The sequence below is a fragment of the Paenibacillus whitsoniae genome (assembly GCF_003955665.1).
GTDB lineage: Bacteria > Bacillota > Bacilli > Paenibacillales > NBRC-103111 > Paenibacillus_E > Paenibacillus_E whitsoniae.
In genome coordinates this window covers 36,387-53,139 of sequence record NZ_RXHU01000022.1, presented here as the reverse complement: position 1 = coordinate 53,139, position 16,753 = coordinate 36,387, and the positions used below count along the sequence as shown (strand labels likewise).

Sequence of the window (16,753 nt, the reverse complement as noted above, 5' to 3'; positions counted from 1 at the left end):
CGACCTCCTTAATTTTGATCTACTAAGCTTACGTAGCCGGGTCTGTTCCATTTGCGCGCTGCCTCTACTCCGTTTTGAGGATGGCGCTTTTTATTTCTCGGATTAATCGAAGGCAGCGGATTGTCGCCATCTATCTCTAGAACTTGCATCCGCACCTTGACCTGCTTATAGGCTGGCGTATGCGTAATCACATCGACAGCTCCGCCGGTTAATAAATTAATCGCGGTATCGGGACTGCTGGAGTGCATCGGCACGTAAATATCGTTGCCTTTCACCCGGTCGGTGACAACGACTCTTAGCTTGATGGCCCCATAAGGCGATTCCAGGCGAACCAAGCTTCCATCCTGAATGCCTCGCGCTTTGGCCAGCTCATGCGAGACTTCTACGAACACTTGTGGAAGCTTGAGCTGAATGCCGGCCGACTTGGAGGTCATATTCCCTTCATGGAAATGCTCCAGCAATCGTCCGTTATTCAGCGTCAAATCGAACTCGGTGGGGAAGACGGTTGGCTGAACGTAGTCGAATCGCGCCAGGCGCGCCTTTTTATCCGGAAAGTTGAAGCCATTCGTATGAAGCAACGGCGTATTGGTGCCGTCCGGCGATCCCCAATGAAAACTGTTCCAGCCTTCCAACAGATCGTACGTACATTGTGAGAAGAAGGGTGTGAGCGAAGCCATTTCTGCGAAAATCTCACTCGGATGGCTGTAATTCCAATCAAATCCCATCCTCTTGGCGACTTGGCTGAAGATCCACCAGTCGGGCTTGCTCTCACCGAGCGGTTCCAGGGCTTGATATAACCGTTGAACGCGTCTCTCTGTATTCGTGAACGTCCCTTCTTTTTCTAAAGAAGGAACGGCGGGCAGAACAATATCAGCGAATTGGGCTGTTGTGCTGAAGAACACATCTTGAACGACCAGAAAATCAATGCTCGCAAGCATCTCTTGGGTATGATTGGAATCCGCATCCACCCAGGCCATTTCTTCTCCGGAGATATACATGCCCTTTAGTTCGCCTCTGGCGATCGCCGCTAACATTTCAATGTTATCGAGGCCGCGCACACCGGGGATTTCAACACCGTAGGCTTTCTCGAATTTCGCTCGGACGGCATCGTCAGACACCTTTTGATAGCCGGGAAAAATGTCCGGCATCGTTCCCATATCGGATGCGCCTTGCACGTTGTTGTGTCCGCGAAGCGGGTAAGCGCCAGCGCCTGGTCTCATCATGTTGCCTGTAATCAGCAGCAAGTTTGCAATGGCGGAGGAGGTGTAAGAACCGGCAATGTTCTGTGTGACGCCCATGCCCCAACAAATCGCGGTGCCATCAGCCTCGTGAATCATATGTGCCACTTGAATCAACGTTTCCTTCGCAATGCCAGTTTCTTTTTCGGCAAAATCCAGCATATACGGTTCGATTTTTTTTAAATAGTCGGAGTAAAAGTTCACATGCTCTTGAATGAAGGCCGGATTATGCAAGTTGTTATCAATCATATATTTCGCGATGGCCGTCAACCAGACGTAGTCGGTTCCTTGCTTGGGTCGAATGAACAGATCCGCTCTTTCCGCCATTTCATGTTTACGCAGGTCGACCGAAATCAACTTTTGCCCATGCAGTTTATGGGCACGTTTAATACGTGTAGCCAGCACTGGATGTCCCTCAGCAGGCGCACACCCAATAAGGATGACGAGTCCTGCTTGAGCAAGGTCTTGAATGGTGCCGCTGTCCCCGCCAATGCCAGTCGTTTGCTGCAAACCCCAGGAAGCCGGCGACTGGCAATATCGGGAGCAGTTATCCACATTATTGGTCTGAAATACTTGACGCGCCAGCTTTTGCATTAAGTAGTTTTCTTCATTCGTATATTTGGAAGACGAGATGAAACCAAGCGCATCGCCGCTGTATGTATGTTTGATGGCGCTCATTTTGCTGACCATAAGGTCCAGCGCCTCTTCCCAAGTCGCTTCTACGAAATGGTCGTCTTGGCGGATCAGCGGTTTCGTTAAACGCTGCTCGCTGTTGACGAAATCCCATCCGAATTTCCCTTTTACACAGGTAGAAATGCCGTTAACCGGACCTTCCGAAGGCTGGATCTTCAAAATTTTCCGACCTTTGGTCCACACTTCAAAGCTGCAGCCAACGCCGCAGAACGTACAGACGGTTTTTGTTTTTCTGGTACGGGTCTCCCGCATGGAAGCTTCAACTTCGGAAATGGCGAAGATCCCGCTATAACCAGGTTCAACCTCTTTCATCAAGCTGATCATCGGGTCCAGCAAATCTTTCTGGATCCCGCTCATAAAGCCGGCCTCGCCCAGCATCGATTTTTCCATTAAGGCGTTACAGGGGCACACCGAGACACACTGGCCGCAGCTAACGCAGGAGGACTCGTTAATCAGCGTACCCTCATCCCAAATGACCCTCGGACGCTCCGCTTCCCAATCAATGGAAAGCGTCTCGTTCACCTGCAGGTTCTGACAGACTTCCACACACTGGCCGCAAGCGACACATTGATTCGGGTCATACCGATAAAAAGGATGCGACATATCCACTTCGGATGGATCGACTTTCGGTTTGTACGGATATTTTTGATGTTCAATTTCCATTAACTCTGCGGTATTGTGCAAGGTGCAATTGCCGTTGTTGTTGTCGCAAACCGTACAATACAGCAGGTGATTCTCGAGCAAGCGATCCATCGCTTCGGTTTGCGCCTCTTTGGCGCGGGGGGACGACAATTCGATGTGCATGCCGTCGGATACGATGGTGGAACAGGAGCGCAGGAGTTTTCCATCCGCCTCTACAATACAGGTGTCGCAGGTTTGAATCGGGTCGACTTCAGGCACAAAACAGATTTGCGGATGCGGAAGTTTGTTGTGATTAATCGCTTCCAGAATCGTCGAACGTCCTTTCACCCGGTATTCAGTGCCATTGATTGTGATGCTGACTGTGTGGTTGTTCAAGAGACGGGCTCCTTTCAGATGGGGATGGGGATGAAAAAATCCACCATAAACATGAACGTTTGTTTAAACAAACACTCGTGTTCATGGTGGATTAGTTGCCAAGATCTATGACTTGGGGGCCAAGCCGCCATACGGATATTCATAAATTGCAATGAAAAACATTTCACTTGGGAGTCAATTCATCTAATATTGTTACTATAGCCTGATTTTATGAAAACTTCAACTATTGACAATTGGAATCGTTGCCGAGATCTACGAAAAGGAAGGAGCTGCGCATATGAGCAAATCCGTTGAGGTGTCACGTCCCATCCTGCGGTACGAGCAGGGGAAAGTTCAACCGATCAAAGATCGAATTGTTACCGAACATCCCGTCACCATCAAAATCAATACGCAGGAATTTGCAACCATGGTGTGTACGCCAGAGCACGTTGAAGATATGGTTATTGGCTTTTTGGCTTCCGAAGGAGTCATCCGCAGCTATGACGATATTGAGGAGATCTGGTATCAGGAAAGAGAAGGCCAGGTTCATATCAAAACGCGCTGGATCAATGAATTTTATCAACATTTCCATTCCAAACGCTATATTACCTCTTGCTGCGGAAAGAGCAGGCAGGGCTTTTATTTTGTCAATGATGCGAAAATGGCCAAAACGATGAGCAAGGAACATGTCAAAGTAACCTGTGAGGATATCCTTAGGCTAATGCGGGAGATGCAAAGCTCCTCCAAGACGTTTCAAGACACAGGAGGAGTCCACAATGCCGCGCTTTGTGATAAGGACACGCTCATGTTGTCGCGCATGGACATCGGCAGACATAATGCGCTGGATAAAATATATGGCCATTGCTTAAAAAATAAAATCAGCCTGGATGGCAAGATTATCGTATTTAGCGGCCGCCTATCTTCGGAGATATTATTAAAGGTGTCCAAAATCGGCTGTGAGATGGTCTTATCCAAATCCGCTCCGACCGAGCTTGCCCTGCAATTGGCTGAAGACTTGGGGATTACAACGGTGGGCTTCATCCGAAATGAATCTTTCAATGTGTATACACATCCTCAAAGGATTACAACAGAACCGCAGGCAGCCAGCGACTAGCATTAATCGCAACAGAGCGTTATTTTTACCGCATTCGAACAGGACATCCCGCTCCCGCAATCGTTTATCATGAGGGAGACAAAACGATTCCAGCTGAATCAAGCGGAGGGCTGCTCATGTTGAAAATAGCAATTATCGGTGCCGGAGCGATTTCAACTGCTCATATTGAAGGGTATCTGCAATTCAAGGATCGCTGTTCAATTGTGGCTATCAGTGATGTTTACACGGACAAAGCCGAGGAAAAAGTAAAAAAATACGGGCTTGATGCGAAGGTCGTCAGCGATTATAAGGAACTGCTGCAAGGAGACATCGATCTTGTATCCGTGTGCACGCCCCCTTATCTGCACGCGGAGATCGCGGTTGATTTTCTCTATGCAGGCAGTCATGTCATCATTGAAAAGCCGATGGCGGCATCGCTGAAGGAATGCGATGAGATTAACGAGGCTGCGCGCAAGAACGGCAAGATCGTATCGGTTATCGCGCAGAATCGGTTTAGAAATCCGATGATGAAGCTGAAAGCCGTGCTGGACAGCGGGCTGGCCGGCAAAATTGTTCATGCGCAAGTGGATTCCCACTGGTGGCGCGGCCATTGCTACTATGATTTATGGTGGCGAGGAACGTGGGAGAAGGAAGGCGGGGGGCCAACGCTGAATCATGCGGTTCATCATATCGATGCACTGCTGTGGATGCGGGGACGTCCGAATGAAGTTCAGGCTTTCATGAGCAATGTTGCCCATGATAATGCAGAGATCGAAGATTTGTCCATTGCCATGCTGCGTTATCCGGACGGTACGCTGGGCCAGGTGACAAGTTCGGTTGTCCATCACGGCGAGGAGCAGCAGATTATTTTCCAGGGCTTGGACGCTCGTATTTCCGCGCCATGGAAGCTTAAGGCATCCCTGTCCGCATCCAACGGATTCCCGGAGCCGCATGCGGAATTGGAAACGACCATTCAGCACTATTACGATCATCTCCCGAATCTTCCTTATGAAGGGCATACGGCACAAGTCGACAATGTGTTGACAGCCATCGAAACAGGAGCCCCCGTGCTTATTGACGGGCATAGCGGTCGAGATACGCTTGAACTCATTACAAGTATCTACAAATCGGCGAGCACGGGAGAATGCGTCAAGCTCCCGCTAGAGCCGGACGATCCGTTCTATACGCGCGAAGGCGTGCTGAAGCATGCAACCCATTTTTATGAGAAGAACAGCCACGTGGAGAACTTTACGGATACGGCAATCACGACCGGCAGGTTTGCAGGAGGGAATAACTAAGATGGATAACAAAAATGGCATGTTCTATGCCCCGCAGGGCAAGCCGAATCGGGTCTGTTCACCGGGAGAATTCAAATTCGCGGCCGTTAGCCTGGACCATGGACATATCTATGGCATGAGCAATGGGCTCATCGAGGCCGGCGGGGAATTAATGTGGGTGTATGACCCGGACCCGGCGAAAGTAGCTGCGTTTCAGGCGAAGTATCCAGGTGTCAAAGTGGCCCGCTCCGAGCAGGAGATCTTGCAGGATAGCTCCATCCGCCTTGTGGCGGGAGCCGCGATCCCTTCCGAACGCTGTGACCTGGGGCTCCGCGTCATGTCGCATGGCAAAGACTATTTTACGGATAAGGCACCGCTAACGACGTTGGAACAACTCGACCTGGCGAAAAAGAAGGTTGCGGAAACGAAGCAAAAATATGCGGTTTACTACAGCGAACGGCTGCATGTAGAAAGTGCCGTGTATGCGGGCCAGTTGATTGCGCAAGGAGCGATCGGTCGCGTCGTGCAAGTCATCGGTCTGGGACCGCACCGGATTAATCACGCGAGCCGGCCTGAGTGGTTTTTTGACAAGGAACGGTTTGGCGGCATTCTTTGCGATATCGGGAGCCATCAGATCGAACAGTTTCTGTTCTATACCGGTGCGCAGAACGCGCAGGTGGCTCACAGCAAAACGGCCAATTACCATTACAAGCAGTATCCGCAGTTTGAAGATTTCGGCGATGCGACGTTAATTGCCGACAATGGGGCTACAGGCTATTTTCGAGTGGACTGGTTTACGCCGGAAGGACTTTCCACATGGGGGGATGGGCGTACGGTCATTCTCGGCACGGACGGTTACATTGAATTACGCAAATATGTGGATATCGGCAGACATCCGCAGGGGAACCATGTGTACCTCGTCAATGCGGAAGGAGAACATCACTTGCATGTATCGGGGCAAGTCGGTTATCCGTACTTTGGGCAGCTGATCCTCGATTGTATGAACCGAACGGAAAACGCGATGACGCAGGAACATGCCTTCAAGGCTGCCGAGCTAAGCGTATTGGCACAGCGCCAAGCCGTGCAGGTAGAGTAATAAAGAAACCGCTCCTGACGTGCATGAAGGTCATTGCTGACTTCTGCACAGAGGGGCGGTTTTTTCATTTGGTCCATCTTTTGCGGTATTGGTGCGGCGTCGCGCCTTTTCGGGATTTGAAAAATTTGCAGAAATACGAGCAATTCGTAATTCCGATGTCTTCAGCGATTTGTGCAACCGGCTTATCCGTTGAGGTTAGCAGCAGCACGGCTTGATGGATTCGCCGAGTGGCGATGTATTCCGTGATGCTGATGCCGACCGCTTCCGTAAATAGATGCGATAAGTGAAAACTCGACAGGTGCAAATCGTTTGCCATGTCTTCCAGATGAAAGGGCTGCCTGTAGTGCTGCTCAATCCAGTTCAGGATTTGTTCGACATGATGGTTTTGACGGGTACGGTAAGGTTGATCCTCAACTTGCTGGTTCTGCCACAGCGCCTTCATCGAACGAAAAACAAAGACGAGAAATAAAGAGATTTCTTCGAAACGTTCCGCTTCGGATGACGCAGACAACTTGACGCTCAGGGATCGAAACAAACTCACAATCTCATGCTCATCGTCAAGGCCGTATAGGCAAGGAGCGGGGAGCGCGTTTGTACAAATATGTTTAAAGAACGCATGGAGCGCAGGCCATTGCTCAAAATAAGCTTCAAATAAGGTCGGTTCAAAGATGGCGACCGACCGTTCAAACGTCATCTGATCCGAATAGTCGAGCTGCAGATGGTGAAGCTGATACGGCTGGAAAATGCAGAGCATGCCCGGCTTAATTTCATAGCTGATGTTATTGACGATCATGGTTCCCCGGCCTTGATGAATGAACAATAATTCCGTGCCGCGATGCGAATGGAACGTTTCTTTGTGCTGATTATTTACATTCAATCGTCGATAAGCAAAATAAAGCGGCCCTTCGTTTAACTCGGTTACGCCTCTAACTGTTGTCACATGGATCCACTCCTGATGAACGAGGATGATGTAGTTACACTATAACGAATACCTAAAAAAATTACAAAAGAATCTAAAATGACAGCCGTTAAATTATCCTCTGTAAGCCCTTACAATGAGAAAGAAAAAACAATAGGCTTTTCGGGCCAAGAGAGGGGGACGCAAACCGCATGAAGACGCTAAAGCGAATCGCACTAGGAATCGACAGTGTGTTCGAGAATTTTGCCTTGCTTGCCTTAACTTCCATGACGATCATTGTAACGATTCAGGTCATTACCCGCAAGCTGTTCAACTTCGTATTTTTCTGGTCGGAAGAAGTGACGCTGCTGCTGATGGTGTGGTTTTCCTTCATGGGCATCGCCATCGGGTTTCGGGAGAAGCTGCACATGGCCATGGACAGTGTGACCAAGCATTTTCCGGCCCGCGTGAACCGGGTGCTGGATAAGGTCATTGATATTTGCATCTTCTTGTTCGGGCTGTATTTGCTCGTGAACGGCTGGGATTTTACGGTGCTGATGAATGAATCGATCATGCCTGCCACGCAGCTGCCGAACAGTGTGCAATATGCCGTGATGCCGTTGACAGGCGCTATGATCTGCGTCTATGCTTTCCTGCAATTCATCGGCGTGGATACGAAGCGGCATCATGGGATTGGGGAGGGAGACGAATGAGCAATGCACCGGCTATCGCAATCCTGTTAATTTCTTTCGTGGTGCTGATCGTGCTGCGCTTTCCGATTTCCATTACATTGGCGGGCTCGACGCTGATCACACTCATCTATCTCGACATTCCCTGGGTCGTGGTCGGGCAGCGGATGATTCAGGGCATCAACTCGTTCCCGCTGCTGACGATCCCGTTCTTCATCCTCGCCGGACAGATTATGAGCGCAGGCGGCATGGCGCTTCGCCTCGTCAATCTGGCGCAGCTGTTTGTCGGCGCCGTCCGGGGCGGTCTCGCCATGGTGAACTGCGTCGCCTGCATGTTCTTCGGCAACATCTCCGGCTCGGCGGTGGCGGATGTGTCGTCCATCGGCTCGGTTCTCATTCCGGCGATGAAGAAAAAAGGCTACGACGCCGACTACGCCGTTGCCGTGACGACGTCGGCCTCCATTCAAGGCGTTGTCGTGCCGCCAAGCCATAACCTCGTGCTGTATTCCATCGCAGCGGGCGGCGTTTCGATTTCCGGCCTGTTCCTCGGCGGCATCGTGCCGGGCTTGTGCCTGATGTTTACGCTCATGGCCGTTTCGTATGTCATCGCGGTCAAGCGGGGGTACGCCAAAGGCGAGCCTGTCAAATGGGCGGATGTGCCGAAAATCGTGCGCGACGGATTTCTTTCTTTGCTGACAGGCGTTATTATTTTAGGAGGCATCTTAAGCGGCTGGTTTACCGCTACCGAATCCGGCGCGATGGCGTGCGCGTATGCGTTCATCTTGACCTTTTTCGTCTACAGGGACGTCCCGCTCAAAGATTTTTACCTCATTCTCAAAAGAACATTTCGCACGGTCGCGATGGTGCTGTTCTTGATTGCCGCTTCGGATGCCTTCGGGTGGATTCTGGCTTATCTCAAAATTCCTTCGCTCGTCACCGATCTGTTTCTGCATATCTCGAGCAATCCGATCGTCATTCTGCTGCTGATTAACGTGCTGCTGCTGCTGCTCGGCTTCCCGATGGATATGGCGCCGATGATTCTCATTATGACGCCGATCCTGCTGCCGGTCGTCACGTCGCTGGGCGTCGATCCCGTGCATTTTGGCATCATTCTTATCCTGAACTGCGGCATCGGCTTGATTACGCCCCCCGTCGGAACTGTGCTGTTCGTCGGCTGTGCAATCGGCCGGGTGTCCGTCGATCAGGCGACGAAAGCGTCGTGGCCGTTCTTTATCGCGATGTGCGCGGTGCTGATGCTGATCACTTATATTCCGAGCATTTCGCTGTGGCTTCCGCATTTGATTAATGGCGGTTGAGGCTAAAATAATTACAAAAACATATAAAATGAGTCCCGTATGAAATGAATGCGCTTGCAATTATACTGGAATACGACAGCGAGAGAAGCGATTGCGGTTAACTATTTGTTAAAGGGGAGAAGGATATGAACAAAAAGGTGATGACAGGATCAGTTGCATCCCTGCTGTTGGCGGGCATTGTGCTTGCAGGCTGCAGCAGCACGTCGACGACAGGCGGCACGCAAACGACAGGAGCGGCGAAAACGGACGACAAGAAGCCGACGCTCACCATGCGACTCGCCGATACACATCCTCCGGATTATCCGACGGTGCTCGGGGATAAGAAGTTTGCCGAGCTTGTGAGTCAGAAATCGAACGGACGCATTAAAATCGACGTCTTCCCGTCGTCGCAGCTTGGGGAAGAGAAGGCGGTTGTCGAGCAAGTGCAGCTCGGCGCCATCGAATTTACCCGGGTCAGCACCGGCGTCGTGGCCGACTTCAGCAAGGCGATGGGCGTGTTCAGCCTCCCGTATATTTTTGACAATGAAGAGCATGAGTGGAAGTTCCTGAACAGCGCGGACGGCAACAAGCTGCTTGACAGTCTGTCGGCTTCCCGGTTTATCGGTCTCGCCTACTACGATTCCGGCGCCCGCAACTTCTACAGCCGCAAGCCGCTGACGAGCATTAACGACCTCAAGGGGCAGAAGATTCGCGTCATTCAAAACAAGATCAACATCGACCTGATCTCGGCGCTTAATGCCAGCGCGACGCCAATGGCTTACGGCGATGTGTTCAGCTCCTTACAGACGGGCGTCATCGATGCGGCAGAGAACAACTGGCCGAGCTACGATACGTCGAACCACTACACAGTCGCCAAAAATCTTATCCTCGACGGCCACCAACGGGTGCCGGAAGTGCTGATGATGAGCAAGGTGGCGTTCGACAAGCTCCCTGATGAAGATAAGAAGATTATGAAAGCGGCAGCGCAGGAATCCGTGCAGTATCAGCGCGACGAATGGAAGAAATTCGAGAAAAAATCGGAAGAGAAGATTCGCGCAGCAGGCGTGACGATCACCGAGGTGAAAGATGTAAAGCCTTGGCAGGATGCGGTCAAACCAACGATTGAGAAATATCGCGCCGAATATAAGGATGAATTGGCAGCTATCGACAAGGCTAGAAAATAATCATAAAATAGAGCGAGGGGGCCGCGGATTGAACTGGCTCCCTTTTTTAATCAGGCGAGGGGGAGGCGAGGGGAGTGCAGGGCACATGGAAATCGGTTTATCGGCGCATTGTGCGAGCGCTCCTGCTGCGCGATCTTCCGCTCACGAGCAAGCTGCTCGTGTATGCCGGTCTGCTCATTGTCGTACCGATGTGCTGCATCGGCTACGTCTCCTATCTCCGCTCCTCGGAGGTGCTGGAGGACGAAGCCAGGCAATACAGCTGGCAAATTATTGAACAAGTAAACACGCACGTCGGGTATTACGTGAACGATTTTGAAATCAGCATCCTCAAGACGATTAACGATCCGGTCATCAATGCGCTGACGAAGATCGGCAGCCGAGAGGAGCTGGAGGCGAGCGGCATGGCTGACAACGTGAAGCAAGTGCTGCGGCAGGCTGCGTATTCGCGATCCGACGTCTCCAATATTACCGTGGTGTTGGACAACATCCGCACTTTCGACGTGTGGACGGCTCCAAGTGTGCTGGCGGCAAAAGACATCCAGCATGAATACTGGTACGGGACCGTGTCCAAGGGGTATGAATTTAAAATTTTTACCCGGGTCATTATGATCGACGACCGCAGGGAGCAGGTGATTTCGATTGCCAGACGGCTTATCTCCCCGCAGACGCTGCAGCCGATCGGGATGATTGTCGTGGATGTGAATTTTAAGCGCTTCCAGGAAATTGCGGAAAAGGTCACGATCGGCCGTACGGGCTACATGTACATTCTCGATTCGGAGGGACGGTACGTGTACCACCCGAACCTCGGATCGTTAGGGCTGCCGGCGGAGTTCGAAAACTTGCCGAATATTCTCACGAACGAAAGCGGCTCGTTCGTCACGGCGAGCGGCCCTAAGCGGCTGCTGACGTATGCGCATTCGTCTTTTCTCGGATGGACGCTTGTTACGTCCATTCCGTACGCGGAGCTGCTGCAGGGCACGGCGTACATTCGCCATACGATTTTCCTCACCGTCTGCCTTACCTTGCTGGTGGCGGCAATCCTCGGCATCGGGCTCGGCAGCAGTATCATTCGCCCGGTGAAGAAGCTCGCGCGCTATACGAGGCGCGTGGAAGCGGGCGATTTTAGCGGGTCCGTGGAGCTGGAATCGAAGGACGAGATCGGCATGCTGACGCACAGCTTCAACCGCATGGTGGGCCGGCTCAAGGATCTGCTCGACGAAGTCTATTTCTCCAAGCTGCGGGAGACGGAGCTGGCGCTCAGGCAGCGGGAGATTGAGCTCAAAGCGCTGCAATCGCAGATGAACCCGCATTTTCTATACAACTCCCTGGAGACGATTCGGGGGATGGCGCTGGAGCAATCGGCGGATTCGATTTCCGACATTGCCGGCTCGCTGGCCCGACTTCTCCGCTACAATCTGAAGATGACGTCGCAGACGGTTTCGTTAAAGGAAGAGCTATATTACGCCGAGGTGTACTTGCGCATCCAGGGCTTTCGCTTCGAGGATAAGCTTCAGGTGGAGATTGAGGTGCCGGAATGGGCCCAGAAGCAGCCTATCGTCCGCTTTTCCTTGCAGCCGCTCGTGGAGAACTGCATCGTCCACGGCATTGAGCCTGCGCTCGGTATCACACGCATTCGCATTACCGCTTTTGAAGAAGGAGCAAACGTGCTGGTCGTGATGATTAAGGATACCGGTATGGGGATCCCGGAGGAGAAGCTGCGAGAGATTCGGCAAAGTCTGCTCGACAAAGATATTATGCACGGCGGGCCGAGCATCGGCATTGTAAATGTGCACCGAAGAATTCAATATTTGTTCGGCGAAGACTTCGGTTTGACCATCGACAGCCAATTGGAGCGGGGCTCGGTTGTTCAAATTCGCCTGCCGCTCACGGTAGCGGTGGAAGAGAGGGGGAGTCAGGATGTATAACGTGCTGCTCGTGGAGGATGAACGATGGGTACGCACCGCTGTCCGGCGAACGATCGAACGGACGTCGCTGCCCTTCCAGGTCGTGCAGGAATGCCAGAACGGGTTGGAAGCGCTCGACTGGCTGCACCATCAGCGCGCGGATCTCGTGCTTGCGGACATTCGCATGCCGGTCATGGACGGCTTGACGTTCCTGTCCCAGCTGCGCGAGCGGGATACCACGACCTCGATTGTGCTCGTCAGCGGGCACGACGATTTCAAATACGTCCAGCAAGGGCTGCGGCTCGGCGTTTTCGACTATATGCTGAAGCCCGTCGAGACAGAGGAGATGCAAGCTTGCCTTCGCAAATGGATGGACAGCGTCGGCAGTCAGCGACTCGAGGCCAAGCCCGAGGCAAAAGACGCGGCCGAGTTGACGCCGGTCGAGCGCGTGGTGCAGCTCATTCACGAGCGGCTGCCCGGTGAGATTACGTTGACCGACGCGGCGGCGGCCGTACATCTGAACCCGAGCTACGTCAGCCAGCTGTTCAAGCAGCGCATGAACCAGACGTTCGTCGATTATGTGCTGCACGCCCGCATGGGCGAGGCGGAGCGGCTGCTGAAGCTGACGTCGCTGCGCATCTCCGAAATCGCAGATCGGCTCGGCTACACGGACGTCGCGTATTTTAGCAATACGTTCAAGCGGATTAAGCAGTATACGCCTTCGGAGTACAGGAAGCGGTTGACGGAGGCGGGGAAGTAGCGGTTGAAGGAATCAGGCATATGTGTAGGAAGTCTAATTGCCCTTAGGGTCAGTTAGGCTTTTTGGCATTCACTTTGGCAACCGCCCTCCCCTGTTACCCTTCCCTAGCTGCAGTTATTGTGGGCAGTTTAAGGAGACGCTGTGTGTGCTTCAACCGACAACGGCAATAGGAGCGAGACGACATCAAGCAAGCTAAGCGGCTTCGCGTGCCCATGAACTGGAAAACCTCCAGTTCAAATCTCCGGGATACGGCATCCCGTGCAGCTGAGCTGGAAAAGCTCCAGTTCATTTCAGTCGTTTTCGGAGCAAGGCTGCCAAACGGGGCAAATGACCTGGAATAATTCCAGTTCAACCCTCCGATTTAGACGAAAATATGAGAATGGACTGGAGAAATTCCAGTTCATTTGAGAAGCGGACGCTGGGGAATCGGCATCGCATGCGATCTGCCATGCAGTTGCCGCGCATCCAGGATATAAAAAAAGCAGCTGATCCAGGCATGTCTGGATTGACTGCTTTTTTTAACCTAATTTTACAATATGTATAATTTCAGCGTGAGAAGGGAGGAGGAAAATACCCGCGTTCCACAGCATGTCCCACAAGCGCAGCCACCAACGCTTTCAAGTCGGGCAAGGCAGGCAGCGGGCCGGCTTTCCGAAGGGAGTCCTCGCAGCCGTACAGGTAAGGGGAGTGACGAACCCCGTCACCTTCCAATAAAGGAATAGCCAACTGCACGGCTTCCTGACTGATGCTGCCGCCTTCGGTCAACACCCACTTGTCAAACGCCTTCTGCGGTAAAAGGTCAATGCCATAGCCCAGTTCTCTTAGTGCTTCAATGATAGCGGGGAAACGTGCTTGAACCGGGTTGCATATGTGGTACACTTCGCCGAACGCCCGCTGTTTCATCAAGGCCGCCATAAAGCTGCTGACAAAGTTGATAGGAGCGACATCTACATAGGCGTCGACCGCAGGCGCTTTGCCTAACAAGAGGAACGCCTTGATCATGCGATAGAAGAAGTTCTCATGGATGTTGATCTGGAAGCGGCCCGTTCTGCTATCGCACGATAAGTTGCCGGCACGATAGATCGAACACGGCACACCCCTCGTTATCGCTTCAGCTACTGCTTTTTCGGCCAAAAGTTTACTGTTCGTATATACATTTTCCAGCTCTACGGCATAAAAATCCCGACTGTTCTGCGCTGCCCACTCCCAATGGCCTGACGCTGCCAAATCTTCGGGAATGCCAAGCGTTGAAATAAAATGAAAGGGGACGTTCCCCCGATCGTAAGCTAACTTCAGCAGATTTTGCGTGCCAATGACATTGGTCGCATAGAAATCGTCCGTATTGCCAAAGTGTCTCACATCCGCACCGGCATGAATAATGGAAGTGATGCGGGTGGAAACGATGCTGTATGCTTCCTCGCTTAAGCCTAATTTCTCTTGCACCAAATCGCCTTCAAGGATGAATATCCGATGCGCATAGTCAGCAAAGAACGACTGGCCAAAGTAAGCGTCCAAGGTTTCCCAGACCCGGGCAATGCCGTTCTGGCCAAATTTGCGACGGACGAGCAGGTGCAGGCTGGACTCGGTGGTCGTCAACAGTTCGTACACGAGATGCGAGCCCAAATACCCGGTTGCCCCGGTGAGCAGGATGTCCGAGCCTAGCCCGTTCTCCCCTTGAATCAGTGCCTTTGGCAGGGGAGGAAGCTCTACAAGCGTTCGATACTCGGAGATCGGCGTATCTTCAGCATTGCTTTCATCGGTGAGGGTTGACATGCAGTCGGCCAGCGCCTTGACCGTTGGATGTTCATACAAATGATGCATCCTCAAGTTGAAGCACATCTGTTTTAACCGTGACAGCACCTTCATTACGCCGAGTGAGTCTCCGCCAATTTCGAAAAAGCTTTCGCTGCGGGAGATCCGGGCAATCCCTAAAATATCCGACCACACGGAGGCGATGGCGCCCTCAACGTCCCCGACAGGCGCTTCATAAGGGAACGCCGTTTCCGCAAGCACGCTGTTGTCCATCGTCAGCAGCTTTTTCCTGTCGACTTTGCCTGTGGGCGAGAGCGGGATCTCCGGCAGACGATAGAAAAAGCCGGGAATCATATAAGAAGGAACGAATAATTGCAAATGCTCCCGTAACTCCCTGCTGGTGACGTGTGATTTCTCGGAATAAAAGCAGGACAAATGCTTAACGGTATTGTTTTCCTGGATGGCGACGACGGCGGCATCGAGAATAGCTGGATGCTTGGACAGCGCATTCTCAATCTCGCCGATCTCGATGCGAAAGCCACGCAGCTTCAACTGCCCGTCCTTGCGGTATTGGAACTCAAGACTGCCGTCCGGCAGCAGTTTAACGATGTCGCCCGATTTGTACACCTTGGCTTTCGGATCGCTGCCGAACGGGCTGGACATGAACACTTCGTTCGTTTTATCCGGAAGATTCAAATAGCCTTGTGCGATCGCAAACGTTTCAATGTACAGCTCGCCTTCTTCGCCGATTTCCGCAAGTGTGCCGTCTTCCTTCACCACATAGACTTTGTAATTGCCGATCGGATAGCCGATCGGGACGGTGATCGACGGGCTGTTCCAGTAGTCGGTGATCTTAAACGTCGTGGTCACGACCGTGCATTCCGTCGGGCCATATGCGTTGACAATGACGGTGCCCAGGCCGAATTTGTCCTGGAATTTCCGAACATGATCGGAGAGAAGGGCTTCTCCGCCGACCGTAATATTTTTGACCGCCCGGAAGGCAGTTTCAGGGTTAGCCAGGTTTGCTTCCGAAAGGCGATTGAAGACAGAAGTGGGAATACATCCTATGATAGTGACATTTTTCCTTTCAAGAAGCGACAAAAAAAGCTCCGGCGTCAATTGTTCTTCCTTTGTCAGAATCGCGAGCGTCGCTCCGTTCAGCAAGCAGTTGAACGTATCAAGTATCGAAGCGTCGAAGCTGAAGGTGGAAAACTGGGTAAGCACGTCGCTGCTCGTAATCTCTAATTTCTTGGCAAACGTATTTGCCAGATTCACGACCCCTCGGTGCGCAATCAGCGTGCCTTTCGGATTCCCGGTGGAGCCGGACGTATAGATCACGTAGGCCAAATCGTCCGGCGCGATATCCGCATCCTCGAAGCGGGTTGTACCCTCGGAGAAGCAGGTTTCCAGCGATACTGGCTTCTCAATATCGAGCGCATGGCATAGTTCGGCTGCACGTTCAGCATATCTCTCTTTGATAATCAACTGTTTGCAGCTTGCGTCTTGTACGATATACCGATTGCGTTCAACGGGATGTTCGGGGTCAATCGGGACATAGGTGCCGCCCATGCGTAAAACGCCGAGGATGGAAATGACCGTTTCGGGACTACGCTCCATATAGATGCCGACAAAATCGCCTTTTTGACAGCCGGCGTCCGTCAATGCGTTGGCAACCTGGGCGCTTTTTCCGAACAACTCCTCATAGAGAAGCTCCGTATCGCCGAAAGAGATAGCGACTTTCGTCGCATACCTCTCTGCTGTACGCCGGAAGATAGAGGAGATCGTTTCGGTCGCCGGATACGCTTCATCGGTTTGATTGATTCGGCTGTAGATGGATGGGGTGTTCTTGACGAGATTAAGCATAGTCTCTCTCCTCTT

At 52.1% G+C, this 16,753-nt stretch carries 11 protein-coding genes; 8 read left to right on the top strand and 3 right to left on the bottom strand.

The features are described 5' to 3' along the window. Window positions 1–8 precede the first annotated feature (8 nt). Entirely contained in the window at window positions 9–2,948 is a 2,940-nt protein-coding gene (gene fdhF / locus EJQ19_RS08125) for a formate dehydrogenase subunit alpha (protein ID WP_126140705.1), read from the bottom strand. A 277-nt stretch (window positions 2,949–3,225) separates the two neighbouring features. On the opposite strand from fdhF, the gene fdhD reads away from it, so the two are divergent. From fdhD to EJQ19_RS08110, 3 genes are all read left to right on the top strand, one after another. After that, window positions 3,226–4,041, top strand: coding sequence for a formate dehydrogenase accessory sulfurtransferase FdhD (gene fdhD, locus EJQ19_RS08120; protein ID WP_126140704.1), 816 nt, complete (start codon window positions 3,226–3,228; stop codon window positions 4,039–4,041). A 116-nt stretch (window positions 4,042–4,157) separates the two neighbouring features. After that, window positions 4,158–5,318: a Gfo/Idh/MocA family protein gene (locus EJQ19_RS08115; protein ID WP_126140703.1), complete on the top strand. Its 1,161-nt coding sequence runs from the start codon at window positions 4,158–4,160 to the stop codon at window positions 5,316–5,318. 1 nt (window position 5,319) lies between these two features. Continuing rightward, on the top strand, window positions 5,320–6,393 hold the full coding sequence (locus EJQ19_RS08110) for a Gfo/Idh/MocA family protein (RefSeq protein ID WP_126140702.1): 1,074 nt from the start codon (window positions 5,320–5,322) through the stop codon (window positions 6,391–6,393). A 64-nt stretch (window positions 6,394–6,457) separates the two neighbouring features. Here the strand turns inward: EJQ19_RS08110 and EJQ19_RS08105 are convergent, their stop codons facing one another. Next, the gene (locus EJQ19_RS08105; RefSeq protein ID WP_126140701.1) at window positions 6,458–7,333 is read right to left on the bottom strand and encodes an AraC family transcriptional regulator; all 876 of its coding nucleotides are present in this window, start codon (window positions 7,331–7,333) and stop codon (window positions 6,458–6,460) included. 170 nt (window positions 7,334–7,503) lie between these two features. On the opposite strand from EJQ19_RS08105, the gene EJQ19_RS08100 reads away from it, so the two are divergent. From EJQ19_RS08100 to EJQ19_RS08080, 5 genes are all read left to right on the top strand, one after another. Further along, on the top strand, window positions 7,504–8,004 hold the full coding sequence (locus EJQ19_RS08100; RefSeq protein WP_126140700.1) for a TRAP transporter small permease: 501 nt from the start codon (window positions 7,504–7,506) through the stop codon (window positions 8,002–8,004). Continuing rightward, a complete protein-coding gene (locus EJQ19_RS08095; RefSeq protein WP_126140699.1) occupies window positions 8,001–9,296 on the top strand; it encodes a TRAP transporter large permease in 1,296 nt (431 codons plus the stop codon). Before EJQ19_RS08100 ends, EJQ19_RS08095 begins: the two co-directional genes overlap by 4 nt. A 125-nt stretch (window positions 9,297–9,421) precedes the next feature. Further along, window positions 9,422–10,459 carry a TRAP transporter substrate-binding protein gene (locus EJQ19_RS08090; protein ID WP_126140698.1) on the top strand — a complete coding sequence of 346 codons (1,038 nt, stop codon included), beginning with the start codon at window positions 9,422–9,424 and terminating at the stop codon, window positions 10,457–10,459. 74 nt (window positions 10,460–10,533) lie between these two features. After that, window positions 10,534–12,384: a sensor histidine kinase gene (locus tag EJQ19_RS08085; RefSeq protein WP_241242795.1), complete on the top strand. Its 1,851-nt coding sequence runs from the start codon at window positions 10,534–10,536 to the stop codon at window positions 12,382–12,384. After that, window positions 12,377–13,123 carry a response regulator transcription factor gene (locus EJQ19_RS08080; RefSeq protein ID WP_126140697.1) on the top strand — a complete coding sequence of 249 codons (747 nt, stop codon included), beginning with the start codon at window positions 12,377–12,379 and terminating at the stop codon, window positions 13,121–13,123. The genes EJQ19_RS08085 and EJQ19_RS08080 overlap by 8 nt, the downstream gene beginning before the upstream one ends. A 546-nt stretch (window positions 13,124–13,669) precedes the next feature. Here the strand turns inward: EJQ19_RS08080 and EJQ19_RS08075 are convergent. After that, entirely contained in the window at window positions 13,670–16,738 is a 3,069-nt protein-coding gene (locus tag EJQ19_RS08075) for a non-ribosomal peptide synthetase family protein (protein ID WP_126140696.1), read from the bottom strand. Window positions 16,739–16,753: the final 15 nt, after the last annotated feature.